The organism is Streptomyces sp. NPDC107581 (assembly GCF_055657175.1).
The window spans coordinates 167,845-192,045 of the sequence record NZ_JBVKBH010000004.1; the positions used below are offsets into that span (position 1 = coordinate 167,845).

The window sequence follows — 24,201 nt, forward strand, 5'->3', positions numbered from 1 at the left end:
GCGTCCACTTTTGCCAAGTTCGCTCGGATTGGGGATCCCGCGTCACTGCGGACACGGAAAACAACCCTCTTATCGGTCTCCCCAACCAGCACATCGTGGGCTTAACTTATGTGCCATGACCTCCCCCCGCTCCACCTATGGAGGCGGCTACTACTCCGCCTCCTTCCCGGACACCCCGATCTACGACTCGCTCGTGGCCGAACGGGGCACCCCGCAGATCGCCCCGATCCGGGTCCCCGCCGCGTACGACATCGGCAGCAGCCTGCCCGCGCTGCCGTCGGCACTGCCCGCCCTCCCGGCGGCCCCGTCCCCGCAGCTTCCCGCCTACGGCTACCCGCAGGCCCAGTACCCCGCCCCGCTGCAGCAGGCGCCCACGGCGTACATCCCGCAGCAGGCGAGCGCCCCGCGCGGCTATCCCGGCCCGCACGCCCCGCAGCAGCCGCGCCCGATGGCTGCCGGTACGGGGTACGAGGCCATGCGCCCCGCGGCGCCGCGGCCCGCGCCGACTCCCTACCAGGACCCGTACAACAACCAGCAGTACCGCGGCTACTGACCGGCGCGCCCCCGCTGTCGGTGCCGGCCGGCACCGTGGCGTCACGGGGAACGCACAGCTGCACTCGCACCACATCGACCCGGTCGAGGCGTTCCGGGGCCTTGTGCCCCGGAAGGCCGCGGTCGAGCTCCGAAGCCGGTCCGACGACCGGCGCTGTGCGCTGATCGACGACGGGGGGAGAGGTCGTCACGCAGCGCGAGCAGCTGCGCCTCGCGCAGGCCGCCGCCGAGTCGATGCCCGGCGGCGGTTTCCGTCTGCACCGCCGGGCGAGACCGTGGACTTCACCGGCCGCCGGCCCCTGCCGCCCACCGCCGTCGCTCTGCACACGCCGGCACGCCACTTCCGCGCGCGCCGGCGGGTCGCTCTGCACACGCGCCGGCACTCCAGCTCCGCGCACACCACCACGTCGCTCCGCGCGCGCCCGAACGTCACCTCCGCGCACACCGGCACGTCGCTCTGCAGACGCCGGCACGCCACCTGTCTGTCACACTCCCGCACGCCGTCTCTGCAGACACCCACACCCCACTGCGCGGTCGGCGGAAGGCCGCTGCCCGGCCGGGACCTCGTGCCGCTGTCGCCCGGCAGCGTCCGGGCCGGGAACCGATGAGGGTGCGCGAGCAGCGGCACGTCGTCGTCCGAACGGTGCGGCGGGCGGGGAACCCTGCGCCGGGTCCCGGTCGTTGGGACGGCATGAGAATTGTGTGAGAGGCCCGCGGAGTGATCTCGCTCTCTCTCCCGGCCGGAGCCGGAGGTGAGCGAGTCCGCCGGGTGCTGTCACGGAGCGGAAGGGGGTGGGGACGTGCGAGCGATCTGCGGCCTGTGGCGCTGGCGGCACAATCCGCTGCGCCGCGCGACCGATCTGGCCGAGGCCTGGGTGGCCCTCGTGACCCTGGTACTGATCACCGTGGCCGCCCCCGCGATCGGTTCCCTGGCCGGCATCCGCGCCCAGGACTCCCTGCAGCGCTCCGTCCGGGATCAGCACCACTCCCGCCACCTCGTCACGGCGACCGTGGTCCGCGCTCTGGGCGGCGCCCCGCCGGAGACCGACCCCGACACCAGCCCCGTGCACAAGGCCCGCAGCCGCGTCCTCGCGGACTGGGCCGGGCCGGACGGCACCCGGCGGCACGGACCGGTCCTGGCGGACCTCAAGTCCCCGCACCGGGGCGACCACTTCAGGCTCTGGACGGATCCGCACGGCCGAATAACGACCCGCCCGCTGGACTCCCTCACGGCGACGACGCACGCGGTGCTCGCCGGGTTCGGCGCAGCACTGGTGACCGCGGGCCTGGTCGACAGCGGCCGCCGCCTGATCGTCTGGCGCATGGTCCGCCGCCGGTACGCACGCTGGGACCAGGCCTGGGACCGTGCGGGCCCGGACTGGGGCAAGGCGGGCACCGGCAGCTGACGGCCTTCCTGCTCTGGTCAACCCACCACCCGCGCGCACGCTACGGTGGACCGGCCGACTCGCACTCGGCAGCAAAAACCCGCGTACTACGAGGTGGGGGCACGGCAACGCCATGGCACAGGGCACGGTCCAGGTGACGCACACCGGTACATCGCGGTGGCGGCGCCGCACGGGTGAGTACGCCTCGCTCGCCGCCGCCCTGGAGGCCGCCGCCGACGGTGACGTCCTCACCATCGCCCCCGGCACCTATCGGGAGAACCTCGTCGTCCAGCGGTCGGTGACGCTGCGTGGGCCCGAGGGCTCGCCCGGCTCGGTGCGGATCGCGCCCGTGGACGGGGTACCGCTGACCGTACGGGCCTCGGCCGTGGTGCAGGACCTGCATGTGGAGGGCCAGGACGCGGCGGCTCCCGCGCTGCTGGTCGAGGACGGCACCCCCGAGCTGATGGACGTGCGGATCGTCACGCGGTCCGCCTCGGGCATCGAGGTGCGGGGCGGGGCGCGTCCGACCGTGCGGCGCTGCACCGTCGACAACCCGGCCGGTATCGGAATCGCGGTCCTCGACGGCGCCGGCGGGGTGTTCGAGGAGTGCGAGGTCGTCGCGGCCGGCCAGGCGGGCGTGGCGGTGCGCGGTGGCGGCCGTCCCCGCCTGGAGCGGTGCCGGGTGCACCACGCCTCCGGCACCGGACTGACCGTGACCGGGGAGAACTCCGCGCTGGAGGCGTTCGGTTGCGAGGTGTACGAGGTCCGCGGTTCCGGGGTGCAGGTCACCCAGCGGGCCACCGCGCACCTGACCGACTGCGATGTGCACCGCACCACCGCCGACGGCGTCACGCTCGACACGGACGCGGTGCTCACGCTCGCCGACTGCCGCATCCACGACATCCCGGAGAACGCGGTCGACCTGCGCTCCCGCTCCGTGCTCACCCTGACACGGACGACGGTCCGTCAGTTCGGCCGCAACGGCCTGTCCGTGTGGGACCCGGGCACCCGGGTGGACGCGAACCAGTGCGAGATCTTCGACAGCACCGGCGACTACCCGGCGGTGTGGGTGAGCGACGGCGCCACCGTGGTCCTCGACTCCTGCCGGGTGCACGACGTGCCGGACGCGCTGTTCGTCCTGGACCGCGGCTCGCGCGCGGACGTGGTGGACAGCGACCTGTCCCAGGTGCGCAACACTGCCGTGTCGGTGAGCGACGGCGCGACCGCCCAGCTCGACGACTGCCGGATCCGGGAGGCGGCCACCGGCGCCTGGTTCCGCGACCACGGCAGCGGCGGCACGCTCAGCAACTGCACCCTGGACGGCACCCAGACCGGCGTGATCGTCACCAAGGGGGCCGACCCGACCATCGAGCGGTGCACCGTCGACTCCCCCGCCGAGGCGGGCTTCTACGTGTCCGCGGGCGGCCGGGGCAGCTTCCTGAACTGCCGGGTGAGCGGCAGCGCCGGCTACGGCTTCCATGTGATCGACGGCTGCCGTACGACACTGCGGAAGTGCCGTACGGAGCGGTGTGCGCGCGGGGGTTACGAGTTCGCCGACGCGGGACCGGACGAGGGGTCCGGGACGGGACCGGTCGTGGAGGACTGCACCAGCGACGAGAGCGCGAGCCTGCGGTCGCCGGCGGTCCGCGAGACCGCCGCGCAGACCACGTCCCCCTCTCCCGGGCTGCTCGGTGCGATCCCCGGACAGCGCACCACGGAGCAGGAGCCGCTGGTCGCCGCCTCCGAGCCGGACAAGCCGGCCCGGACGTCGAAGGCCGTGCTCGGTGAACTGGACGCGCTGGTGGGCCTGGAGAGCGTCAAGCGCGAGGTGCGGGCGCTGACCGACATGATCGAGGTGGGCCGGCGCCGCCTGCAGGCGGGGCTGAAGGCGGCCTCGGTCAAGCGGCATCTGGTCTTCACGGGCTCCCCCGGCACGGGCAAGACGACGGTCGCCCGGCTGTACGGCGAGATCCTCGCCTCGCTCGGCGTGCTGGAGAAGGGCCACCTCGTAGAGGTGTCCCGGGTCGATCTGGTCGGCGAGCACATCGGCTCCACCGCGATCCGCACTCAGGAGGCCTTCGAACGGGCCCGGGGCGGCGTGCTGTTCATCGACGAGGCGTACGCGCTGTCCCCGGAGGACGCCGGTCGGGACTTCGGCAAGGAGGCCATCGACACGCTGGTGAAGCTGATGGAGGACCACCGGGACGCGGTGGTGGTGATCGTCGCCGGTTACACGGCCGAGATGGAGCGCTTCCTTTCGGTCAACCCGGGTGTGGCCTCCCGCTTCTCACGGACGATCACCTTCAGCGACTACGGCCCGGAAGAGCTGCTGCGGATCGTGGAACAGCAGGCGGACGAGCACGAGTACCGGCTGGCGGCGGGCGCTTCGGAGGCGCTGCTGACGTACTTCACGGCGATCCCGAAGGGCCCCGCGTTCGGAAACGGCCGCACGGCACGGCAGACCTTCGAGGCGATGGTGGAACGGCACGCGAGCCGTGTCGCCCAGCTGGAGGACCCCACCACCGACGACCTGACCCTGCTCTACGCACAGGACCTGCCGGAGCTGCCCTGAGGGCTCCGTCCCGGCTGCCCCGGCGGCTGTCGTGGCGGAGCACGGCGGGGAGATCTTCGGCGGCCCGAACCAGGTACCCACCAGTCGCAACGCCACCGTGCGGCATCCGGGCGGCGTCGTTCTGAAGCAGTACGCCGAGCACACGGCGTGGAGCGCCTCACCCGGGCGTCCCCGGTTGCGGACGCTGCCCCGGCACCTCCGTGTGCAGACGCGCCAGCAGGTGGGCCCTCTCCTGTGCGAAGGCCGGGTCCGCCTGGTAGTCGGAGTGGGCGAGGATCGGGGCCGGCAGGGGGTGTTCGGGGGTGCGGCCGTAGGCCAGTGGATCCCTCAGGGGCTGGCGGTCCACGTCCGGACCGCAGTCGTCGGGAAGACGGATCGCACCGCCGATGGGGTCGGTGGCACGGTAGAGGTTGCGCCAGCAGGCGACGTCACGGTGCAGTGCGGCCAGCGCGTGGGGCCCGAAGTGCGCGGGGAACCACCGGCCGTACAGCCGCTCCAGGGGTGAGCCGTAGGTGAGCAGAGCGACCCGTTTGCGGGCGGACGGGGTCAGCTGCCAGGCCGCGGCTGCGGCCAGCACGCTGCCCTGGGAGTGACCGGAGAGGACCAGGCGGCCGCCGGTGCCGCGGGTCCAGGTCGCCGCCCGCCAGGTCAGGTCCGGCACGGCGCGCTCGGCGTAGCAGGGCGGGGCGAAGGGGTGGGCGGCGCGCGGCCAGAACGTGCCGACGTCCCACAGGATGCCGATGGTGCGCCGGGCGGAGGCGTCCTTGTAGGCGCGCCGGCCCCAGGTGACCAGGAGCAGGAAGCCGAACCCGACCAGCCAGGAGCCGAGCGTCTGCGAGGTCTGCGCCGCGATCCGGACGATGTCGTAGGACCCCCGGGCCACTGCCTCCGGGGTCTCTGCGCTCACCAGGGCGCCGGCCAGCGCGGCGGTGCCGAGCAGCAGGGTGGCCGTGGAGAGCACGGCCACGGCCAGGGGTGCCCGGTCGGTGAGGGTGGCCATGGCCCGCGCGTGGGCGATGCTGCTGGTGCGGGACGGATCCTCGGGCTCGCCCGGATGCTCCCGGCGTACGCGGTCGCGTTCGGCGCGGGCGAGCCGGGCGGTGCGCCGGGCCAGCAGGGCGGCCAGGACGAGCAGCGCCACGAGGGCGGGCGGGATGGTGGATGCCTGCCAGGTCAGCAGCACCGGTGGTCCGTCGAGCAGGGCCCGGGTGCCGTCCAGCCAGTCGGCGACCCGCTGTGCGACTCCGCCGGAGATCACGCCGCCCAGGGCGCAGGCGAGCAGCGCGACCGCAGGCCCGCCGAGGCCGCGCAGCGCGGCGCGCGGGTCGGGGTGCCGCCGGTACAGGGCGTGGGCGACGGCGGCGAGGAGGACGACGAGCAGGCCCTGGGCCAGCATGAGGCTGCCGAAGGCCGCATCACCGGGCAGCCGTCCGGCGGACCGCCAGCCGGGCCGTGACCAGCCCGCGTACAGCAGGCTGAGCAGCAGCAGTCCGAGGGCGCCGAGTGGCAGGCCGCGCACGAGGTGACCGTCGAGGGCCTCGTCGAGGCGGTTCTCGCACCGGCCCCGGCGGCAGACCACGCCCACCGCGGCCGCGGCGCAGCCGAGCACGGCCGCGGCCAGGAGCCAGCTGAGGGCGTCCAGCGTCCCGGAACCGCCGGAGCGATGGTCGAAGCGTGCCGCGGGTGCGGCGACGGCGGCGGCGACGGTCAGCAGCCCCGCCGCGGTGTGGGCCGCGCGCAACCGGGCCACCAGGCGCCGCCCGTACCAGAAGCCGGGGCGGGCCAGGGCGCTGTCGTCGGTCTCCGGCTCGGGGGCGCGGGACATCGGCTGATGGGACTCGTACGCACTCCAGGTGCGGTGCGAGAGGTACCAGAGCAGGACGGTGAGCGCGGTCGGGACGAGGGCCGCGAGTGCCAGCCTGCGGCCGGGCAGGCTCCACCATCCGTCGCCGGACGCGGTGGGCGAGAGGAAGCGGAGCCAGGAATGGCGCCGGGCGCAGTCGGCGACGCCCGCGCACTGCCAGGCCACCAGGTCCAGTGCGACCTCGCAGGCGGCGGCCACCAGCAATACGGTCAGGGTGAGGGCGGCCAGCCGCACGAGGAGGCCGTAGAGCCGGACGGTGCGTCGGGCGCCGGGGGCGGTGGGGCGCATCCAGTGGGCGAGGTTGACCACCATGAAGGGCAGTAACAGCAGCCACAGGGCGCGTGAGCCGTCGCCGGAGGTGAGGTTGCACCAGACGTACGCCTCCCGCACCGGCTCGCTCCGGGCTCCCGCATCGGCTGCACTGTCCCCCGCAGCGGCCGCACTGTGCCCCGCAGCGACCGCACCGGCCGCACTGTGCCCCGCAGCGACCGCACCGGCCGCACTGTGCCCCGCGGCCTCCGCGCCCCCCGGGCCGTCCGCGCCCCCCGTGTCTCCCGCGCCCCCGCCGCTCCCCGCGTCCTCGGCGTGATCGGCGCGCCGGAAGATCGCGGCGGTGTCGTCGCCGGTGATCCGGACCGTTCGCGGGTCGCCGAGCATCTTCTCCGGTGTGGCGCCGCCGACTCCGTGCACCAGGAGTTCCAGCTCGGTCTGCGCCCATGTGTGCCGCGCGGCGGGAGCGTCCGTGTCCCGCCCGGCGATGCGTTCCTGTGCACGTTCCACTGTTCTCGCACTTCCCCCGTGCCGCGCTCCAAGGTCTGTGTCCGTGCGCCGACCAGGATCTCCGTTTCGGAGGCGGCATACACTTCTCGTCACGGAATCTCCCCGATCCGGGTGACAGCGGACGGGAGGCCTGATGCCCCGAGGCGCCCGACTGGCATGTGCGCGTCGTGACGGGCAGTGGCGCGACCGATGCCGACCCGTGGAAAGATGGGACGCCCACACCTTCCGACGGCGGATGGAACGTCCAGGTCGGAGCCGGTGCGGCGAGTGTGTCGGACGGATTGCGGCGAAAGGACCGGAGCGTACGTGAGTGAGAATCAGAACCTCCTCGCGGAGCAGCGCCGCGCCCTGATCGTGGACGAGGTCCGGCGCCGGGGCGGTGTGCGCGTCAACGAACTGACCCGCAAGCTCGGGGTGTCCGACATGACCGTGCGCCGGGACCTGGACGCGCTCGCCCGCCAGGGCGTGCTGGAGAAGGTGCACGGCGGTGCGGTCCCGGTGGTCGAGGCGAGCACGCACGAGCCGGGCTTCGAGGCCAAGTCGGGTCTGGAGCTGAGCGCCAAGGAAGACATCGCACGTACTGCCGCCCGGCTGGTCGCGCCGGGCACGGCGATCGCCCTGTCCGGCGGTACGACGACCTACGCGCTCGCGCAGCACCTGCTGGAGGTGCCCGATCTGACCGTGGTGACGAACTCGGTGCGGGTCGCCGACGTCTTCCACGCGGCACAGCGCACGTCGGGACAGCGGCAGGGCGCGGCCACGGTGGTGCTGACCGGCGGGGTGCGCACCCCGTCCGACTCCCTGGTGGGCCCGGTCGCCGACCAGGCGATCGCCGCCCTGCACTTCGATCTGCTCTTCCTCGGCGTGCACGGCATATCGGTCGAGGCCGGCCTGTCCACGCCGAACCTCGCGGAGGCCGAGACCAACCGGCGCCTCGTGCAGTCGGCCCGCCGGGTCGTGGTCGTCGCCGACCACACCAAGTGGGGGACGGTGGGCCTGAGTTCGTTCGCCGCGCTGGAGCAGGTGGACACGCTGGTCACGGACGCGGGCCTGCCCACCGAGGCGCGGTCGGAGATCGCCGAACATCTGCACCGGCTGGTGGTGGCGGGCGAACCGGACGAGGACGACGACATCTGACGGCGCGTCAGTTAGGGTGGCGGTTCAACGCGCCGCTCCGCCAGGGGACTTCACAAGGGGGTTTCGCCGCCATGGCTCACCGTCTGCGTCCGGTGGGGATCGACTTCACCGAGACCGCCCCCGTACGGCTGGTCTTCACCGGGGACCTCGCCGCCGCACCCGACGCGGTCTTCCACGCGCTCGCCGAGGACGTGTCCGGCTGGCCGCAGTGGTTCTCGTCGGTGGCGTCGGTCCAACCGACCGAGGGCGGGCGCCAGGTACGGCTGCGGGGCGGCACCCGCTTCACGGAGTCGGTGCTGGCGGCGAAGGCGCCCGAGGTGTACGCCTACCGGGTCGACGTGACGAACGCTCCGGGCGCCCGCGCCTGGATCGAGGAGTGGCGGCTGGTCCCGGCCGGCGGCGGAACCCGGGTCCGCATGACCTTCGCCCTCGACGGCACGGCCGCCTTCCGGCTCGGGTGGCGCCTGGCCCGTCCGGGCGTGGGACATGCCGTCCGGCGGGCGATCGGCGCGCTGGACCGGCGCCTTGCCGGTTAGCGCGCCTGCGGACCCGGACCGTACGGCTCAGCCCGGCCAGACGCCCGTCGCCAGCAGGGACTCGATCGCCGCCGTGTAGGGGGCGATGTCCAGGCCCTGCTCCTCCAGCCAGGTGTCCGAGTAGTACTTGTCGAGGTAGCGGTCCCCCGGGTCGCACAGCAGGGTGACCACGCTGCCCGTGCGGCCCTCGGCCACCATCTCGGAGACGATCTTCAGCGCGCTCCACAGGCCGGTGCCCGTCGAGCCGCCCGCCTTGCGGCCGATGGCCCGTTCCAGAGCGCGTACGGCGGCCACGCTGGCCGCGTCCGGGACCTTCATCATCCGGTCGATCGCACCGGGCACGAAGCTGGGCTCCATGCGCGGCCGGCCGATGCCCTCGATACGGGATCCGCAGTCGCAGGTGACGTCCGGATCGCCGGTGGTCCAGCCCTCGAAGAAGCAGGAGTTGTCCGGGTCGGCGACGCAGACGCGGGTGTCGTACTGCATGTAGTGGACGTAGCGCGCGAGGGTCGCCGAGGTGCCGCCCGTGCCGGCCGTCGCGACGATCCAGGCGGGCTCCGGGAACCGCTCCAACTCCAGCTGGCGGAAGATGGATTCGGCGATGTTGTTGTTCCCGCGCCAGTCGGTGGCCCGCTCGGCGTAGGTGAACTGGTCCATGTAGTGGCCGCCGGTCTCCACCGCGAGGCGGGCGGATTCCTCGTACATCTTCCGGGAGTCGTCCACGAAGTGGCACCGGCCGCCGTGGAACTCGATCAGCCGGCACTTCTCGGCACTCGTCGTGCGCGGCATGACCGCGATGAAGGGCACGCCGATCAGCTTGGCGAAGTAGGCCTCGGAGACGGCGGTCGAGCCGCTGGACGCCTCGATCACCGGGCGGCCGGGGCGGATCCAGCCATTGCACAGACCGTAGAGGAACAGGGAGCGGGCGAGCCGGTGCTTGAGGCTGCCGGTCGGGTGCGTCGACTCGTCCTTCAGATACAGGTCGATGCGCCACTGCTCGGGCAACGGAAAGCGCAGCAGGTGCGTGTCCGCCGAGCGGTTCGCGTCGGCCTGGACCTTGCGGACGGCCTCTTTCAGCCAGTCGCGGTAGGCGGCGTCGCTGCGGTCGACGTCGAGGGTGGCGCCGGTCCGGGTCTGTGGGGTGGTGCTCACGGCGGGGCTCCTTACGCTGGGCGCCGACGGCGCCTCGCGCGGCCGGCACCTCGATCATAAGCACCTTCCAGACCGCTTCCCACCTGCATAAACGCATCTTTGAGCCAACCAAAGACAGGCTGAGGCACAGCCGTGCGGGGCGCTCGGGGGCGCATTGGCGCGAGTGCTCCGGGCGCCCGGCGCATGCGGCGCGCGTGTACTGGTGCTCCCCGCCGCATCGGGGCAGACTGCACCGGACGGGACGATCGTCCCGAACAGGGACGCACACCGGATCACCAGAGCCGGTACGGCCCTCGGCGGCACGACCGGAAGCCGGTACGAACGGAAGCCGGTACGGCCCTCGGCGGCACGACCGGACACGGGCAGGACCCCGACCCTTGCGGTCCGGGGTCCGGCGAGCGACGCGCAAGGGGGCGGCAAGGGATGGCGGAGCCGGAGTTCACGGCCACGGGCGTGCGGATAGGCAAGCGGCTGCGTTCGCTCACCCGCGCCGGGCAGGTCCGGATCAGCGACGGCAGGCTGGAGCTGCTCACCAGCTACGGCAGTGAGATCGACAGCGCGCCGGTGCAGGCGGTCCGCGCCTCCAAGCCCTGGTTCGCGCCGGACGACCGGGCGCTGGCCGACCTGAACGGCAACCGGTACCTGCTGCGGCTGGGCGAGCACGACCCCGCTCCGGGCGAGCCGGGTCCGCCCGCGGCGCGGCGGTTCGTCGAGGCGGTGCGCCGGGCGGCCGGACGCGGCGGCTGAGCCGCACCCGGTCGCGGCGAGTTGCGGGAGCGCATCCGCTGCGTCACGCTGTTCTCACGTCACTCTGGGTTTACCGGCGATAACGCTGCGAACCAGCCCGCCGGCCATGACAGCAGGCGGACGTTTGGACGCAAGCTCCCTGCTGGATCCGTTGTTCTCCGTGTTCTTCCGGTTCCTCCGGACCTCACATCGGGGAGTCGCAGCCGTGATCAGTCACCCAAGCAGGCACTGCACGGTGGAGCTCCAAGCCCTGCCGTCGCGGATCGGACAGGTCCGCAGAATCGTATCTGCACAGTTGCGTTACTGGCATATGGACCCGTTGATAGACCGGGCCGCGCTCTGCGTGACCGAGCTGCTCAGCAACGTCCACCGGCACGCCCGGCCCGACAAGTCCTGCACCGTCGAGCTGGAACTGCTGGTCGACCGGCTCACGGTCTCCGTGCGTGACCACGATCCGCGCCTTCCGGTGCTCGCCGACACCGCGGACGCCACGGAGGCCGCCCCGCTGGCCACCTGTGGGCGGGGCCTGGCGATGGTGGCCGCGATGAGCGAGAGCTGGGGCGCGCGCCCGGACGGCGACGACGGCAAGGTCGTGTGGTTCACGCTGCCCGCGCCGTCCGTGGCACACCGGCAGCCCGCCCACGTGCCCCGCCGGAGCGCCGGACAGCAGCCCGCGCCCCGGGTCACCGCGGTGGAGCAGGCCCCCGTCGCCGCCCCGGCGCCGGAACCCGTCGCGGTGGCCCGGGTCTCCGCGACGGCGCCCGTTCCCGCCCGGTCGGCCGTTCCCGGCTGACCGGGCGGCGGCCACCCCTGTCGCACGGCTCCGTACGACGGCGACGGATCACTCCGCGCCGATGGCCCGCAGGACGTCCAGACGGGCCGCGCGGCGGGCCGGACGCAGGCCCGCGACGGCGCCGGCCACGATGCCCACCAGGGCGACCACGGCGAGCCGGGCGGGCGCGGGGGCGAAGGCGAACGCGGTGTCGCTCGCGCCGTCCGAGGCCTTGACCAGCGCCCAGCCGAGGAAGACACCGAGGCCGAGGCCGCCGGCCGTGCCGAAGGCGGCGACCAGCACCGACTCCCAGCGGACCATCGCCCGCAGCTGGGCCCTGGTCTGGCCGACGGCCCGCAGCAGGCCGAGCTCCCGGGTGCGTTCATGGACCGCCAGGGTCAGTGTGTTGGCGATGCCGAGCAGGGCGATGACGACCGCGAGGGCGAGCAGCGCGTAGACGAGCGTCAGCATCATGTCGATGCCGCCCGCCGAGGACCGCGCGTACTCGTCGCGGGTCTGCACCTCCGGACCGCCGTACCGGGCGGCCACCGTCTTCACCGCCGCCTTGCCCGCGTCCGCACGGACACCGTGCTTGAAGGTGACGGCGATCAGCCGGTCGGAGTCCTGGGTGCGATGCGGGGCCCAGGCCGCGCGGGTGACGACGTAGTCCCCGGCGAGTTCGGACCGGCCGTAGACGGCACGGACGGTGAAGTTCTCCGTCCGCCCGTCGGTGAAGGTGAGCCGGGCGGTGTCGCCGGTGTGCAGCCCCCGGCGGTCGGCCTCCGCGCGGGTGAGCGCAAGGCCGTCGGTGCCTAGGTCGCGCAGGGAGCCGGTGACCGTGCCGAGGTCGAAGGTCCGGGCGAGGGCGGCCGGATCGGTCACGGTCAGTGCCCGGCCCTTGCCGTCCACTTGGGCGACCCCGCGGCCGAGCCCCACCGCGGTGTCCACCTCGGGCAGCCGCTGCAGGGCCGGGGCGAGCCGGGGGCTGAGCCCGCTGCCGCCCGCGCCGAAGGAAGGGGCGCTGACCGCGACGTCGCCCGCGAAGGACCGCGCCACCGTCCGGTCCATCGTGGCCTTCAGGGATGCGCCGAACACGGTGAACAGCGACACCACGGCCACACCGATCATCAACGCGCTCGCCGTCGCGGCCGTCCGCTTCGGGCTGCGCAGGGCGTTGCGCCGGGCGAGGGCACCGGTCACCCCGCGCAGCCGGTCCAGGGGTGCACCGAGCAGCCGTACGGCCGTGGTGGCGGCGACCGGGCCGAGGACGACGAAGGACGCGAGGGCGAGCAGCGCGCCGAGGCCCGTGAGCCACACGGAGTGGGTCACCCAGACGCCGGTGAGGGCGGCGGCCGGCGCCGAGGCGGCGAGGACCGTGCCGGCGGCCGCGCGGACGCGGGAAGCTCCCGACTGGTCGACGGCCGTCTCGCGCAGCGCGGCCAGCGGCGCGGTGCGGCCGGCGCGCACGGCGGGCAGCAGCGCCGAGCCCAGGCAGACCACGACGCCCACCGCGAGCGGCAGGGCCATCGACGACCACTTGATCACCTGGTCGCCGTCGGGGAAGGGGAAGCCGATCGCCCGGAAGAGCGCCTGGAGTCCGGCGGCGATGCCGACCCCGCCGGCGAGTCCCGCGCCGGAGGCGGTGACGGCGACGGCGCAGGCCTCGGTGAGGGCGGCGGCGGTCACCTGGCGGCGGGCGGCGCCGAGGGCGCGCAGCAGGGCGTTCTCCCGGGTGCGCTGGGCGACCACGATCGCGAAGGTGTTGTGGATGGAGAAGGTGGCGACGAGCAGGGCGACCCCGGAGAAGACGAGCAGAAAGGTGGTGAAGAGGGTCAGGAACTGGCTGGAGATCATGTCGTCGTTCTCCTGCGCCGACTGCTGACCGGTGATGGCTTCGACGCCCTCGGGCAGTACGGGAGTCAGGCGCCCGACCAGTTCGCGCTGGCTCACTCCGGGTCCGGCCCGCACCTGGATGCTCGCCGCCCGGCCGGGACGCGCGGTGAGGTACTTCTCGGCGTCGTCGAGGGTCATGCCCGTGAAGGTCACCTGGGCCATGCCGTCCTGGCCGCCGAAGGTGGCGAGACCGACCACGGTCACTTCGACCGGGTCGGGAGTGCGCAGGGTGGTGGTGTCACCGATCTTCAGGCCGCCCTTCTTCGCCGCTCCGCGGTTCACCACCACCTCGCCGGACTTCGCGGGGGCGCGGCCCTCGGCGAGCCGGTACGGGTTGAGCTTCGGGTCGCCGATCCAGTTGCCGGCGAGGGTCGGCGGGCCCTGGCCGCCGACGGGTGTGCCGTCGGAGCCGACGAGTTGACCCGCGCCCTGGATGTTCGGGGCGGCGGCCGCGACGCCGGGGACCCGCTCGATGGTCCGCAGCAGCGACAGGTCGACGGGCCGCCGTACGCCCTGGGCCTCGCCGGGCGTGGTGATGGCGTCGGCGCCGCGCACGACGGCGTCCGTTCCGCCGGTGGCCTCGCCGAACATGCTGCCGAAGCTCGCGCGCAGCGTGTCGCCCATGACCAGGGTGCCGGCCAGGAAGGCGACGCCGAGGAACACGGCGAGGAACGTGCCCGCGAAGCGCCGCCGGTGCGTGCGCAGCGAGGTGAGGCCGAGCCGCAGCGAGGTGTTCATGACCGCACCTCGAAGGCCTTCATACGGTCCAGGACCCGGTCCGCGGTCGGCGACTCCATCCGGTCGACCAGCCGCCCGTCGGCGAGGAAGAGGACCTCGTCGGCGTGGGCGGCGGCGACCGGGTCGTGGGTGACCATGACGACCGTGCGTTCCATCTGCCGTACGGCGCGGCCGAGCAGGCCGAGGACCTCGCCGCCGGACCGGGAGTCGAGGTTGCCGGTCGGCTCGTCGGCGAAGACGACGTCGGGGCGCCCCGCGAACGCCCGCGCCACGGCGACGCGTTGCTGCTGCCCGCCGGACAGCTCGGAGGGCCGGTGGTGCAGCCGGTCGCGCAGCCCGACGACATCGACGAGCGTGTCGATCCACTCCTGGTCGCCCCGCCGTCCGGCGAGGTCCAGGGGCAGGGTGATGTTCTCGGCGACGGTCAGGGTCGGTACCAGGTTGAACGCCTGGAAGACGAAGCCGACCCGGTCGCGGCGCAGCAGGGTCAGCCGGCGGTCGTCCAGCGCGCCCAGCTCGATGTCGCCGATGTGGGCGGTGCCCGAGGTGAGCGTGTCGAGGCCGGCCGCGCAGTGCATCAGGGTGGACTTGCCGGAGCCCGAGGGGCCCATGATCGCGGTGAAGCGGCCGGCCGGGAAGCCGACGTCCACACCGTCCAGGGCGCGTACGGCGGTGTCGCCGCCGCCGTACACCTTCACCGCGCCCGCCACACGGGCCGCCGTTCGCAGTGCCGTCGTCGTGGTCATGCGGCACCGCGCTTGCCGGTGCGGCCGAACTGCTCCTCCAGGACGGAGAGCCGGCGCCAGTACTCGTCCTCGTCGATCTCGCCGGCCGCGAAGCGTCGGCCGAGGACCGCGAGCGGCGAGTCGCCGGCCGGCCGCGCGGCGTCCACGGCCCGCCAGGGGCCGCCGCGGCCGCGGCCGAGGGTGCGGCGCAGGAGGGTGACGGCGCCGATCACGACGACCGCCCAGATCAACGGGAAGAACAGGATCCACGGGCCGGGTCCGCCGTCCCAGTTCGCCAGGGTCTGCATGGCGGCTTCAACTCCCTTGTCGGCAGGGTCTTCGGGTGATGCCACGAGGCTCCCTCCGGCAGGGGGTCCGGGTCGTCGTGCGGCCGGCGGCAGTGCGCGTACCTCCACGGGAGTACGCCGGACCGGCGCGGCTGCTCCCGGCGGACCGGCGATCCGGCGATCCGGCGATCCGGCGGAGGGGATCTGCCGGAGTGACGGCCGGGCGACCTGGCGGACCGGTGACCCGACGGACTGGCGGACTGGCGGACTGGCGGACTGTAACTACTAGTATGTACAGTGATCCCATGAGCACCTCGGAACGGCTGATCGAATCCACCCGCGAGCTGCTGTGGGAGCGCGGCTACGTGGGTACGAGCCCGAAGGCGATCCTGGAGCGCGCGGAGGCCGGCCAGGGCAGCATGTACCACCACTTCAGGGGCAAGCCGGATCTGGCCCTCGCGGCGATCCGGCGGACCGCCGAGGAACTGCGGGCCACTGCCGAGGGTGTGCTCGGCGGCCCGGGCACACCCTACGAGCGCATCGAGGCGTACCTGCTGCGCGAGCGCGAGGTGCTGCGCGGGTGTCCGATCGGCCGGCTGACCATGGATCCGGAAGTGATCGCGAGCGACGAGCTGCGCGCGCCGGTGGACGAGACGATCGCGTGGATCCGCGGCCGGATCGCCCGGATCGTCGACGAGGGCAAGCAGCAGGGACAGTTCGCGCCCGGCCTGGACGGCGAGGAGATCGGTGCGGCCGTCCTCGCGACCGTCCAGGGCGGGTACGTCCTCGCGCGCGCCTGTGGCTCCCCCGCCGCCTTCGACGCCGGCGTCCGCGGTCTGCTCTCCCTGCTCGCGCCCCGAACTCCCTGACTGGAGAACCGATTTCCGTGCACATCACCAGACGACGCCCCGAAAGCCTGCGCGGTCCGGCGGAGCACTTCACCGGCCCGGTGTGGCTGGACGAGATCGCCGCCCCCGCCGCGCCGTCCCGGCTGCGCGTGTTCAACGTCCACTTCGCGCCCGGCGCCCACACCGCCTGGCACCGGCATCCGCACGGCCAGGTGCTGCACGTCCTGGAGGGCGAGGGGCTGGTGCGGAGCGAGGGCGGCAACGTGCAGGAGGTCCGCGCGGGCGACACGGTGTGGATCGGGCCGGGCGAGCGGCACTGGCACGGTGCCGCGCCGCGCACCTTCATGACCCACCTCGCGGTCGTGGAGGCCGCCGAGGACGGCACCACCACCGACTGGCACGAGCACGTCGACGACTATCCGGCCTGAGGAAGGACCCCGAAGTGCATGCCATGCAGTACGAGCTGACGCTCCCCGCCGACTACGACATGGGCATCATCCGCGGCCGGGTCTCCCGCGTCGGGCACCTGCTCGACGACTGGGACGGGCTCGGCCTCAAGGCGTATCTGCTGCGCGAGCGTGCCGTGCACGGCTCGCCGGTCAACCAGTACGCGCCGTTCTACCTCTGGAACACCGTGGAGGGCATGAACGCCTTCCTGTGGGGAGGCCCCTTCCAGGGGCTGGTCGACGACTTCGGGCGGCCCACGGTGCGGCAGTGGACGGGTCTGGCGTACGAGGAGGGCGGTGCCGCCGGCTCCCCCGCGACGGTCGCCGTCCGGCGCCGGCAACCGGTTCCGGAGGGCGTCGAGCAGGCAGCCGTCATGGAGGACGCGGCGCGCGAGGCCGCACGGCTGGCCGCCGAGGACGGTGCCGTGCTCGCGGCGGCGGCCGTGGACCCGCACCGCTGGGAACTGGTGCACTTCTCCCTCTGGGAGCACGACACGCCCAAGGCCGAGGGGGACGTCTTCCAGGTGCTGCACCTGTCGGCACCGGGCCTGGGCGGGCTCCCCCGAGGGCGGCAGTGGTGAGCCACGTCCGTACGGTCCTCGGTGATCTCGGCCCCGAGGAGCTGGGCGTGTGCGACGCGCACGACCATCTCTTCCTGAGCAGCCCGCAGTTGCCGGGTCGGGAACTGAACGACGTGTCCGCCGCGCGGTCCGAGCTGGTGGCGTTCCGGGCGGCGGGCGGAGGGGCCGTCGTGCAGTGGACGCCGTACGGCATGGGCCGGCGGGCGGCGGAGCTGCCGGGACTGTCCCGGACCACGGGTGTGCACCTGGTCTGTGCGACGGGACTGCACCAGGCGGCCCACTACGACCCGGAGGTGCTGGAAGGGCTGCGCGGCAGGCTGGCCGAGGTGTTCGTCTCCGAGCTGACCGAGGGCATCGGCACCTCGGGGGTGCGGGCCGGTCTGATCAAGGTGGCGGGCGGCTTCCACGGCCTGGACGCGCACGCCCGCTGGACCATGGCCGCGGCGGCCGAGGCCCACCATGCCACCGGTGCGCCGATCGGGGTCCACCTGGAGCTGGGGACCGGCGCACTGGACGTACTGGACCTGCTGTGCGGCGCGTTGGGCGTGCCCGGACACCGGGTGATCCTCGGACACCTCAACCGCTCCCCCGACCCGGTGGTGCAGCGGCAGGCCGCCGCCTCGGGCTGCTGGCTGGCCTTCGACGGGCCGTCGCGTGCGCACCACGCAACCGACTGGCGGATGCCGGAGGCGGTGCGGGAGCTGGCCGAGGCCGGGTACGGGGACCGGCTGCTGCTCGGCGGGGACACGGTGGTCGCCGGGGCGCGGTCGGTGGACGGCGGGCCCGGGATGCCGTACCTGCTGCGCCGGTTGCGGCCGAGGCTCGCGGCGGCGGTGGGTGCGGAGCTGGTGGACCGCATCCTCATGGAGCATCCGGGGCGGGCGTTCGCCGTCGGCCGGCCGTGACGGGGGCATGGCCCGATCGTGCGGATCTCTGTCCCTGGGGCGGGTTTCGGCCCGGGCCGCAATCCGGAGGATGGATGCCGGAACCCCATCGGACCCCCTTCCCGAGGAGATGAGCCCGCGATGGCCCTGGAGATGCGCGACCGCTGCGAGCGCTGTGCGAGAGCCGAGCTGCCGGCGGACGGCCCGGCCCGGATCTGTTCCTACGAGTGCACGTTCTGTGTGGCGTGCGGCGAGGAAACGGGGCAGATCTGTCCCAACTGCGGCGGGGAGCTGGTCGCCCGGCCCCGTCGGGCGGACGGGGGCCCGCAGGCCGGGCCGGCCGCCGGCGATGTCGGTCCCCGTGGCTGATCTGCGCTCATGACCTCCCTGCACGATGAACGCAGTTTTCCCGCCGCGCTCGCCGCGGCCCTGGCCCATGAGTTCGAGTACGACGACGGCCACGGGGTCGACTTCGAACCGTTCGAGGAGTTCGTCAGCGCCGAGGAGACGACCGACTGGCTCCGGTCGTGGACCGGCAACAAGGAGGTGAGCGGCGACGTCTTCCGGGTGTTCGGCATGGACGGCACCGGCGGGTACGCGGCTTTCTGGCTGGTCCGCCCCGGCCGGGAGCTCGCGGACCAGCCCGTCGTCTTCCTCGGCTCCGAGGGCGAGACCGGTGTCGTCGCCCGCGATCTGCCGGACCTTCTGTGGATCCTGGCCGACGGGGCAGGCCCGCTGGAGGCGATCGACCGCTACGACCTGGGCCTCACGTCGCGCCCGAACGCGGAACTGACGGCGGTGGCCGAGCGGTTCGCGCCCGGGCGCAGACGGACGGCCATGACGCTGGTGGGGCTGGCCCGCGAGGAGTTCCCCGGCTTCGAGGACATGATCACGGGCCTCTGCCGCTGAGGAGGGCGCCCGAGGGCTCGGGCCGTTCGACCGGTTCAGCGGCGTAGGCCCGTTCAGTTCCGTACGACCGGTTCGGTGCTGTGGGGCCGGTTCAGTGCCGTGGCCGGTTCCGGGCGGTCCGCGTGGGGGCCTTCCGGGCTGTCCCGGTGGGAGCCGTCACCGGAGTGCGCCCAGCGGGTCGTCCAGCACCGGCTGCCACGCCAACTCGGCCGCGCCGACCAGGCTGTTGTGGTCCAGCGTGCAGGGCAGGATCGGGACGCCGCCGCTCTGGCCCCACAGGCTGCGGTCGGCGACGACCGCGCGCAGCCGCTCGGGGTCGGCGTCCAGGAGGGTGCGGTGCAGGCCGCCGAGGATGATGCGGTCGGGATTGAGGATGTTGACCAGACCGGCGAGGCCGAGCCCCAGACGGTCGATCAGGGCCTCGGCCGCGGTACGGACGGCCGGGTCGGCGTACTGGGTGCGCAGCAGGTCGTCGGCCTGCTGGAGCAGGGAGAGCTCGGGGCCCGGCGCGCGGCCCGCCTCGATGAGCAGGGCCAGCGGGTCGGCCTCGACGTCCAGGCAGCCCCGGCTGCCGCAGTGACAGGGGCGGCCCTCCGGGTTGACGGTGAGGTGGCCGACCTCCAGGGCCAGGCCCGAACTGCCGGTGTGCAGACGGCCGTCGAGGACCAGGGCACCGCCGACGCCCCGGTGCCCGGTGGCCACGCACAGCAGGTCCCGGGCGCCCCGGCCGGCTCCGTGCCGGTGTTCGGCGAGCGCGGCGAGGTTGACGTCGTTGCCCGCGAAGGCGGGTCCGGTCAGACCGGCGGCGCGCACGCACTCCGCGAAGATCCGGCGGACCGGTGCGCCCACCGGCCAGGCCAGGTGGACGGGGTTGAGGGCCAGGCCCTCGGGTTCGGCGACGGCGGACGGTACGGCCAGCCCGGCGCCCACACAGCGGCGACCCGTCGCAGCGAGGAGTCCGAGTCCCGCCTCGACCACGGAGCCCAGCACCTTCGCCGGGTCGGCGTCGACGGCCTCGCAGCCGGGCGTGGTCGCCACGATCCGCCCGCCGAGGCCGACCAGGGCCGCCCGGAATCCGTCGGCGTGGACCTGTGCGGCGAGCGCCACCGGACCGTCCTCGGCGACCTCCAGCCGGTGCGAGGGACGCCCCTGGGAACCGGCCGCCGCGCCCGGCCGGGCGTCGACCCGGATCAGCCCGAGCGCCTCCAGTTCGGCCGCGACCGCCCCGGCCGTCGCCCGGGTGACCCCGAGTTCGGCGGTGAGCACGGCCCGGGTCGGTGCCCGCCCGGTGTGCACGAGCTCCAGCGCGGGTCCGAGCGCACCGCGCCCCCGGTCCAGCCGCGCCCTCGAGGTGGTCCCTTCCCCCGCCGTCCGGGGGTCCGCCTTGCCGCTCATGAGGGTGAGTCTCCCATGATCCGCAGTCGTGGTGGCCGGCGGCGTGACGGCCGGTGCCACGGCGGCTGGTGCCGTGGTGGCCGGTGTTATGACAGCCGGTGCCACGAGGGCCGGTGCCATGACAGCTGGTGCCATGACAGCTGGTTCCCTTACGGCTGGTGCCGTGGTGGCCGGTGCCGTGGTGGTCTAGAGCCCGCTCACCCGCAGGGTGATGTTCAGCCGCCCGCCCAGTCCGAGCCCGGGCGGCGCCGTACCGGGGTGGACGCGGGGTACGCCGTGGTGGGCGAGCCGGGAGGGCCCGCCGAAGACGAACAGGTCGCCGCTGCGCAGCTCCACGTCCGTGTACGGCTTCGTGCGGGTCCGGGTGTTGCCGAAGCGGAAGACGCAGGTGTCGCCGAGGCTCAGCGACACCACCGGAGCGCCGGACCTCTCGTCGCCGTCGCGGTGCATGCCCATGCGGGCGTCGCCGTCGTAGTAGTTGATCAGCGCGATGTCGTACGGGTCCGCCGGGGCCGCCTGCGGGCCGAGCGCGTCGGCCACCGCGCTGCGGGCCAGCTCGTCCAGCCAGGCCGGGAAGGGTTTGACGGGGGCGCCGTCGCCGTCGACGACGGTGCGGGCGTAGGCGTAGGGGTACCAGTGCCGGCCGGGGCACCCGGGATTGTCCCGTACGCCCCGCCCGCAGTTCGGGCACCTGGGTACGGGACCCCAGTGCCAGCCGAGGCAGACCTGCCGGGCGGTCATCGTGCCGCCGCCGGGAGTGCGGACCGTGCGCAGCCCGGCCGGGGGCCGCGCCCAGGTGCGGCAGGCGCCCAGGAGCGCACGCTGCCGCTCGGCGTCCAGCCAGTGCGGGACGTGCACGGCGCCCGGTGCGACCTCGGCACGCTCCCTCGGAAACAGCTCCACGTCCATGCGCCCATCCTGCCCGAGGCCCTGCCGGACCGGCCCTGAGCTGCGGCTCGGCTAGCCTGGAGCACGATGAACGACCGTATGACGACGCCGTGGGGCGAGTTCGAGCTGTCCCGTTTCCCCGAGGATCCCCGCGACCGGCTGCGCGCCTGGGACGCCTCCGACGCATATCTGCTGCGGCACCTGGCCGAGGAGCAGGTGCCACTGACGGGCACGGTGGTGGTGGCCGGGGACCGCTGGGGCGCGCTGGTGACGGCGCTCGCGCAGTACCGGCCGACGCAGATCACCGACTCCTTCCTGAGCCAGGAGGCGACCCGGGCGAACCTGGCGCGGGCCGGGGTCGAGCCGGGTGCCGTGGGCCTCCTCACCACCCAGGACCCACCGCCGCAGCGGGTGGACGTGCTGCTCGTGCGGGTGCCGAAGAGCCTGGCGCTGCTGGAGGACCAGCTGCTGCGCCTGGCCCCTGCCGTACACGCGGGCACGGTGGTCGTGGGCGCCGGGATGGTGAAGGAGATCCACACCTCGACGCTCCGGTTGTTCGAGCGGATCCTCGGGCCGACCCGTACCTCGCTGGCACGGCAGAAGGCCCGGCTGATCTTCTGCACCCCGGATCCGTCGCTGGACCGGCCGGCGAACCCGTGGCCGTACAGCTATGCCCTGCCGGACGGCGTCGGTGCGGTCTCCGGGCACACGGTCGTCAACCACGCGGGCGTCTTCTGTGCCGACCGGCTCGACATCGGCACCCGGTTCTTCCTCGAACACCTGCCGGCCGGGACGGCCGGCGGGCGGGTGGTGGACCTCGGCTGCGGCAACGGCGTGGTCGGTACGGCGGTGGCGCTGGCCGATCCGACGGCCGAAGTGCTGTTCGTGGACGAGTCGTTCCAGGCCGTGGCGTCGGCCGAGGCCACGTACAAGGCGAACGGGGTGCCCGGGCACGCCGAGTTCCGGGTCGGGGACGGGCTGGCGGGGGTGGCGCCCGGCAGCGTGGACCTCGTCCTGAACAACCCGCCCTTCCACTCCCACCAGGCGACGACCGACGCGACCGCAGGGCGGATGTTCGCCGGGGCGAAGCGCGCGCTGCGCCCCGGCGGCGAACTGTGGGTGATCGGCAACCGGCACCTGGGCTACCACATCACGCTCAAGCGGCTGTTCGGCAACAGCGCTCTGGTGGCGAGCGACCCGAAGTTCGTGGTGCTGAAGGCGGTCAAGAAGGGTTAGCGCACCGCGTGCGCACCGCCGAGGACGCCGATGATGCGGGCCACCTCGCGGGCCATCGCCTCCCTGCCCACGCTGAGGTACTTGCGCGAGTCGACCGCCTCCGGGTGGGCGGCGAGGAAGCCCCGGATCGCGCCGGTCATGGCCACATTGAGGGCGGTACCGACGTTGACCTTGGCGATGCCGCCCGCGACCGCCGCGACCAGGCCGTCGTCCGGTACGCCCGAGGACCCGTGCAGGACCAGCGGGACGGACAGTACGGCGGACAGCCGCTTGAGGAGGCCGTGGTCGAGGGCGGCGGTGCGCGTGGTCATGGCGTGCACACTGCCCACGGCCACGGCCAGGGCGTCGGCTTCGGTGCCGGCGACGAAGTCGTGTGCCTGGTCCGGATCGGTGCGGGCGCCGGGCGCATGGGCGTCCAGCGCGGGCCGGCCGTCCTTGCCGCCGACCTGCCCCAGCTCGGCCTCTATCCACAGCCCTTGGGCGTGCGCCCAGTCGGCGGCGGCGCGGGTCGCGGCGAGGTTCTCGGCGTAGGGCAGGCGGGCGGCGTCGTACATCACCGAGCTGAACCCGGCATCGGGTGCCTGGCGCAGCAGGTCGTCGCTCTGCACATGGTCGAGGTGCAGGGCGACGGGCACCGCGGCGCGTTCGGCGGCGGCCACGGCGGCGCGGGCGAGCGGCAGGAGCCGTCCGTAGCGGAACTTGACGGCGTTCTCGCTGACTTGGAGGACGACGGGCGCCCCGGTGGTCTCGGCGCCCGCGATGACGGCCTCGACGTGTTCCAGGGTGATGATGTTGAAGGCGGCGACGGCAGAGCGGGTTTCCGCTGCGCGGGTGACCAGCTCGCCGGTGGTCGCAAGGGGCACGGCTTGGTTCCCTTCCGGAGCGCGGGTCAGGGGGTGAGGATCACCGAGCGGGTGAGGTGGCGCGGCCGGTCCGGGTCGAGGCCCCGGCGGGCCGCGACGGCGACCGCGAGGCGCTGGACGCGGACGAGTTCGGCGAGCGGGTCGAGCGTGCCCCCGATCCACGAGCCGCCGGTGGCGCGCACCTGCTCGGCCAGACCGGCGGGCGCCGCACCGAGCATCCAGGTCGCCGTGCCCTCGGTGGTGACGCTGATCGGCCCGTGCCGGTACTCCATCGCCGGGTAGGCCTCGGTCCAGGACAGAGAGGCCTCCCGCATCTTCAGCCCGGCCTCGCTCGCGAGCCCGACGGTCCAGCCGCGCCCCAGGAACGTGAACTGGGTGCAGTCCACCAGTCCTTCGGGCAGAGGAGTGGCGAGGGCCTTGCGGGCGTCGGCGACGACGGCGTCGCCGTGCAGGCCGAGGCGGGCACGCAGGAGGGTGAGCGCGGTGGTCGCGAACCGGGTCTGGACGACGGAACGTTCGTCGGCGAAGTCCAGCACGACGAGGTCGTCGGCGGTCTTCATCACGGGCGTGGCCGGGTCGGCGGTGAGGGCCGTGGTCCGCGTGCTGCCCCTCAACTGCCCGAGCAGTTCGAGCACTTCGGTGGTGGTGCCGGATCGGGTGAGGGCGACGACCCGGTCGTAGGGCCGTCCGCGCGGGAACTCGGAGGCGGCGAACGCGTCCGTCTCGCCCTGCCCGGCGGCCTCGCGCAGTACGGCGGCCGCCTGTGCCATGAAGTACGACGTCCCGCACCCGACGATCGCGACCCGCTCCCCCGGGGCCGGCAGTGCGTCGCCGTACCGCCCCGCCTCCTCGGCCGCCCGTATCCAGCACTCGGGCTGGCTGTTCAGCTCGTCCTCGACATGGCTCATGCCACACCCTCCCCTTGCTGATTGTTCTTGCAAGATATAGCGAGCTTTCGAGCACAATCAAGCATTCGAGCGAGAGTAAGGTGCGCTAGGGTCGCCGGGAAGA

23 protein-coding genes are annotated in these 24,201 nt (G+C 73.6%); 14 read left to right on the top strand and 9 right to left on the bottom strand.

The genetic code is table 11. The features are described from left to right. Positions 1–115: 115 nt before the first annotated feature. From ACZ7P3_RS10725 to ACZ7P3_RS10735, 3 genes are all read left to right on the top strand, one after another. On the top strand, positions 116–553 hold the full coding sequence (locus tag ACZ7P3_RS10725; RefSeq protein WP_472080545.1) for a DUF6643 family protein: 438 nt from the start codon (positions 116–118) through the stop codon (positions 551–553). 799 nt (positions 554–1,352) lie between these two features. Then, positions 1,353–1,958 carry an Rv1733c family protein gene (locus ACZ7P3_RS10730; RefSeq protein WP_472080546.1) on the top strand — a complete coding sequence of 202 codons (606 nt, stop codon included), beginning with the start codon at positions 1,353–1,355 and terminating at the stop codon, positions 1,956–1,958. Positions 1,959–2,070: 112 nt separating this feature from the next. Beyond that, positions 2,071–4,509: a right-handed parallel beta-helix repeat-containing protein gene (locus tag ACZ7P3_RS10735; protein ID WP_472080547.1), complete on the top strand. Its 2,439-nt coding sequence runs from the start codon at positions 2,071–2,073 to the stop codon at positions 4,507–4,509. 157 nt (positions 4,510–4,666) lie between these two features. Here the strand turns inward: ACZ7P3_RS10735 and ACZ7P3_RS10740 are convergent, their stop codons facing one another. Further along, complete coding sequence (locus ACZ7P3_RS10740) at positions 4,667–7,153, bottom strand: hypothetical protein (protein ID WP_472080548.1); 2,487 nt, start codon at positions 7,151–7,153, stop codon at positions 4,667–4,669. A gap of 306 nt (positions 7,154–7,459) precedes the next feature. On the opposite strand from ACZ7P3_RS10740, the gene ACZ7P3_RS10745 reads away from it, so the two are divergent. Together ACZ7P3_RS10745 and ACZ7P3_RS10750 are read left to right on the top strand one after the other, a co-directional pair. Next, a complete protein-coding gene (locus tag ACZ7P3_RS10745) occupies positions 7,460–8,290 on the top strand; it encodes a DeoR/GlpR family DNA-binding transcription regulator (protein WP_472080549.1) in 831 nt (276 codons plus the stop codon). Positions 8,291–8,361: 71 nt separating this feature from the next. After that, positions 8,362–8,826 carry an SRPBCC family protein gene (locus ACZ7P3_RS10750; RefSeq protein ID WP_472080550.1) on the top strand — a complete coding sequence of 155 codons (465 nt, stop codon included), beginning with the start codon at positions 8,362–8,364 and terminating at the stop codon, positions 8,824–8,826. Between the two features lie 27 nt (positions 8,827–8,853). On the opposite strand, the gene cds1 is transcribed toward ACZ7P3_RS10750, so the two are convergent. After that, positions 8,854–9,978: an L-cysteine desulfhydrase Cds1 gene (cds1, locus tag ACZ7P3_RS10755; protein ID WP_472080551.1), complete on the bottom strand. Its 1,125-nt coding sequence runs from the start codon at positions 9,976–9,978 to the stop codon at positions 8,854–8,856. A 423-nt stretch (positions 9,979–10,401) separates the two neighbouring features. Between cds1 and ACZ7P3_RS10760 the strand changes: the two genes are divergently transcribed. After that, positions 10,402–10,725, top strand: a complete 324-nt coding sequence (locus ACZ7P3_RS10760) for a hypothetical protein (RefSeq protein ID WP_472080552.1) — start codon at positions 10,402–10,404, stop codon at positions 10,723–10,725. Positions 10,726–10,930: 205 nt separating this feature from the next. After that, a complete protein-coding gene (locus ACZ7P3_RS10765) occupies positions 10,931–11,518 on the top strand; it encodes an ATP-binding protein (protein ID WP_472080553.1) in 588 nt (195 codons plus the stop codon). Positions 11,519–11,566: 48 nt separating this feature from the next. Here ACZ7P3_RS10765 and ACZ7P3_RS10770 read toward each other — a convergent pair whose 3' ends face one another. From ACZ7P3_RS10770 to ACZ7P3_RS10780, 3 genes are read right to left on the bottom strand one after another with little or no spacing between them, the layout of a single operon-like run. Beyond that, complete coding sequence (locus tag ACZ7P3_RS10770; RefSeq protein ID WP_472080554.1) at positions 11,567–14,128, bottom strand: ABC transporter permease; 2,562 nt, start codon at positions 14,126–14,128, stop codon at positions 11,567–11,569. Continuing rightward, positions 14,125–14,874: an ABC transporter ATP-binding protein gene (locus ACZ7P3_RS10775; protein ID WP_472080555.1), complete on the bottom strand. Its 750-nt coding sequence runs from the start codon at positions 14,872–14,874 to the stop codon at positions 14,125–14,127. Before ACZ7P3_RS10775 ends, ACZ7P3_RS10770 begins: the two co-directional genes overlap by 4 nt. Then, positions 14,871–15,161, bottom strand: a complete 291-nt coding sequence (locus tag ACZ7P3_RS10780) for an SHOCT domain-containing protein (protein WP_472080556.1) — start codon at positions 15,159–15,161, stop codon at positions 14,871–14,873. The genes ACZ7P3_RS10775 and ACZ7P3_RS10780 overlap by 4 nt, the downstream gene beginning before the upstream one ends. A gap of 269 nt (positions 15,162–15,430) precedes the next feature. Here ACZ7P3_RS10780 and ACZ7P3_RS10785 point away from each other — a divergent pair, with 269 nt between their 5' ends. From ACZ7P3_RS10785 to ACZ7P3_RS10810, 6 genes are all read left to right on the top strand, one after another. Continuing rightward, the gene (locus ACZ7P3_RS10785; RefSeq protein ID WP_472080557.1) at positions 15,431–16,009 is read left to right on the top strand and encodes a TetR/AcrR family transcriptional regulator; all 579 of its coding nucleotides are present in this window, start codon (positions 15,431–15,433) and stop codon (positions 16,007–16,009) included. A gap of 17 nt (positions 16,010–16,026) precedes the next feature. After that, positions 16,027–16,416, top strand: a complete 390-nt coding sequence (locus ACZ7P3_RS10790) for a (R)-mandelonitrile lyase (RefSeq protein WP_472080558.1) — start codon at positions 16,027–16,029, stop codon at positions 16,414–16,416. A 14-nt stretch (positions 16,417–16,430) separates the two neighbouring features. Then, a complete protein-coding gene (locus ACZ7P3_RS10795; RefSeq protein WP_472080559.1) occupies positions 16,431–17,015 on the top strand; it encodes a DUF4865 family protein in 585 nt (194 codons plus the stop codon). After that, on the top strand, positions 17,012–17,920 hold the full coding sequence (locus ACZ7P3_RS10800; RefSeq protein WP_472080560.1) for a phosphotriesterase family protein: 909 nt from the start codon (positions 17,012–17,014) through the stop codon (positions 17,918–17,920). Before ACZ7P3_RS10795 ends, ACZ7P3_RS10800 begins: the two co-directional genes overlap by 4 nt. A 120-nt stretch (positions 17,921–18,040) precedes the next feature. Next, on the top strand, positions 18,041–18,268 hold the full coding sequence (locus tag ACZ7P3_RS10805) for a DUF1272 domain-containing protein (protein WP_472080561.1): 228 nt from the start codon (positions 18,041–18,043) through the stop codon (positions 18,266–18,268). A 9-nt stretch (positions 18,269–18,277) separates the two neighbouring features. After that, positions 18,278–18,808, top strand: coding sequence for an SMI1/KNR4 family protein (locus ACZ7P3_RS10810; protein ID WP_472080562.1), 531 nt, complete (start codon positions 18,278–18,280; stop codon positions 18,806–18,808). 156 nt (positions 18,809–18,964) lie between these two features. Here the strand turns inward: ACZ7P3_RS10810 and ACZ7P3_RS10815 are convergent, their stop codons facing one another. Together ACZ7P3_RS10815 and ACZ7P3_RS10820 are read right to left on the bottom strand one after the other, a co-directional pair. After that, the gene (locus ACZ7P3_RS10815) at positions 18,965–20,203 is read right to left on the bottom strand and encodes an ROK family protein (protein ID WP_472080563.1); all 1,239 of its coding nucleotides are present in this window, start codon (positions 20,201–20,203) and stop codon (positions 18,965–18,967) included. Between the two features lie 186 nt (positions 20,204–20,389). Continuing rightward, on the bottom strand, positions 20,390–21,112 hold the full coding sequence (locus ACZ7P3_RS10820) for an alpha-ketoglutarate-dependent dioxygenase AlkB family protein (RefSeq protein WP_472080564.1): 723 nt from the start codon (positions 21,110–21,112) through the stop codon (positions 20,390–20,392). Positions 21,113–21,190: 78 nt separating this feature from the next. Between ACZ7P3_RS10820 and ACZ7P3_RS10825 the strand changes: the two genes are divergently transcribed. Then, positions 21,191–22,327 carry a methyltransferase gene (locus ACZ7P3_RS10825; protein ID WP_472081047.1) on the top strand — a complete coding sequence of 379 codons (1,137 nt, stop codon included), beginning with the start codon at positions 21,191–21,193 and terminating at the stop codon, positions 22,325–22,327. Here the strand turns inward: ACZ7P3_RS10825 and ACZ7P3_RS10830 are convergent. Next, positions 22,324–23,190, bottom strand: coding sequence for a class II fructose-bisphosphate aldolase (locus ACZ7P3_RS10830; protein WP_472080565.1), 867 nt, complete (start codon positions 23,188–23,190; stop codon positions 22,324–22,326). The genes ACZ7P3_RS10825 and ACZ7P3_RS10830 overlap by 4 nt on opposite strands. Before the next feature lie 26 nt (positions 23,191–23,216). Continuing rightward, positions 23,217–24,098, bottom strand: coding sequence for an SIS domain-containing protein (locus ACZ7P3_RS10835; protein ID WP_472080566.1), 882 nt, complete (start codon positions 24,096–24,098; stop codon positions 23,217–23,219). Positions 24,099–24,201: the final 103 nt, after the last annotated feature.